1 protein-coding gene is annotated in these 2,499 nt (G+C 67.8%); it reads left to right on the forward strand.

What is annotated here, in order from left to right; genetic code table 11:
- Window positions 1–2,499, forward strand: a 2,499-nt coding sequence (locus PGX04_RS26250) for a UvrD-helicase domain-containing protein (RefSeq protein WP_273741185.1), incomplete at both ends; no start/stop codon positions are given.

Here is a 2,499-nt window from a genome sequence, read left to right on the forward strand (position 1 = left end):
CGCGAGCATCCGCGCGGCGGTCTCCGAGCGGCTCGAGCCCGACGCCGCGGCGGCGATCGACGTCTACACCTACCACTCCTTCTGTTACCGGCTCGTCCGCGAGTACGCCTACTACCTGGGCTACTCGCCCGAGTTCGACGTCGTCACCGAGCGCACGCGACGGCGGCTCATCGGTCGGCTGCTCGCCGAAAACGACTACGGCTTCGCGGCCGCTTCGGGACGCAACGACGGCTCGCCGACCGATCTCACGGACGCGGTCGACCGGTTCATCCAGTCCATGAGCCAGGAGAATATTACGCCGGACCAGTTGCAGTCCGGGCTACCGCCGGTGCGCACCCTCGAGCTGTGCAACGAGTTCGTCCTCTGGCTCGAGCGGACCGCCGGCGAGGAGCTGTCCTTCGACAACGAGGCGCTGCGCTACTTCAATCGGGACGAGCACTGCGAGGCGGCCCGGGAGTCGCTGATCGACTACGGCAAACTCGTCTCGTACTGCCGGGAGAAGATCGCGGAAGCGCCGGCGGCTTTCCGCGACGACGACCTCGTTCGCGACGTCGATCGCTATCTCCGGGTCCTCCAGCAGTGCGTGACGAACACGATCGAGGCGCTCTCGCTGGACGACACGACGACGAAACATCTGCCGCGGGCGCTATTCGGCAACCGGATCTGGGGGGCGGCCACGAGCCGGATCGAACAGACCCCCTTCGGTCGCCTGAAACACTACGTCGAGTTCCTCCGGCTGGCCCGCCACTACGCCGACGTCTACGCGGATTACCACGACGCCCTCGAGACCGAGCGAGCGCTGGACTTCGACGAGTTGGTGCGGACGGCGACCGGCTTACTGGACGATGCGGCGATTGCCGACGAAATCACCGGCCAGTGGACGCAGGTCTACTGCGACGAGTTCCAGGACACCGACGCGACCCAGTTCTCGCTGCTCACCGAACTCACGGACGGCCCGGACCGGCCGGACCTGCTCGCGATCGGCGACAAGGATCAGGCGATCTACGGTTGGCGCGGCACCGACCGCGAGGGACTCGACCGGCTGGCCGACGCCTACGACGACCACGAGGCGATCGAACTCGAACTCAACTTCCGCTCGAGACAGGAGATCCTCGACCTGACCAACGCCTGTGAGTACGGGCCGCAATCCTCGAAGACGCTGCGGGAGGACGGTCGGACGGCCGGCGCGTACGACGAGGACGAACCGCCGGACCGGGTCGTCAAAGTCGAGAGCGATCAGGTGCCCCAGTCGATGCCGGAACAGGTCGCGACGACGGTCTCGCGGCTGCTCAACGGCGAGGCCGCGAACGTTCCCCGGCGCTCGCTGGGCGATCTCGCGGTCATCGTCCGGACCAACCGCCACGCGCAGGCGGTCGCGGACGAGCTCCGGGAGCTGCGGATCCCCTACGAAATCTCCGGCTCGCCCCGCGGCGAGGTCTCGCCCGGTATCGAGACGGTGCTGTCGTACCTCCGGGTCCTCGTCGAACCGGACGCGGACGCCCACCTCCGGCGCGTGCTCCTCTACCGGTACCGGCTCACGGCGGCCGATCTCGCGACGCTGCAACGGCGAGACGGATCGCTGTACGACGCCGTGATGGACTCCAATATGAATGCCCTCGATCTCGAGGGCCCCGATCGACTCGAGCGGGTTCGAGACCACCTCGAGGAACTCGAGCGCTTCCGAGACGTCTACCCCCTCTCCGGATTCGTCCGCCGGTTCCGGGAACTCACTCGAATCGAGTGGTTCTGTACGAGCGAGGAGCGGGCGGAGTTCGACCGCCTCGAGCGATTCGTCGAGGCCTACGACACCGATGGCGTCGTCCAGTCGCTATCGACCGAGTTCGTCGACGCGCTCGCGGCGACGCTCCGCGGCGGCGGGAACGATCGAACCCGCGGGACCCGATCGGCCGACAGCATTGACCTGATGACGGTTCACCAGGCGAAGGGGCTCGAGTTCGACACCGTCCTCGCTCCCTACCTCACGGACGAGGAGTGGTGCGTCGACGGCGACTACGTCGAGCGAGCCCGATATCGGCTGCTGGCCGCGGCGCTCGACGCCGACGTCGATTCGCCCTTGCTCGCCGACCTGGCCGCCGAGCGGGTCGGCGAGGAGTGGCGCGTGCTCCACGTCGCGCTCACTCGAGCCGAGAACCACCTGTTCCTGTTCGGCTCCGAGTACGAGTACGACGGCGACGAGGACGAACTCGCCGCCTCGACGGCCGAGGCCTGTCTCGCGAGCGACGTCGAGTGGTCGGTGACCGGCCAGCGGATGGACCTCTGGTCGTCGCTGACCGAGAGCTTCGAGCGGGTCCGGGAGACCTACCCCGAAACCGTGGTCGATCGTACCGCCGAGATCGCCGCCTCAGCCGGCGAGAGCCCCGGGACGATCACGTACTACGCCGACTACGGCGACCGCCCCGTCGAACCGCTCGAGACTCGAGCGGCGATCGAGACCGTCCATCGGTTGGGCCGGCAGCTCCGCGATGGCACGCTGTTGCC

The sequence above is a fragment of the Natrinema soli genome (assembly GCF_028618695.1).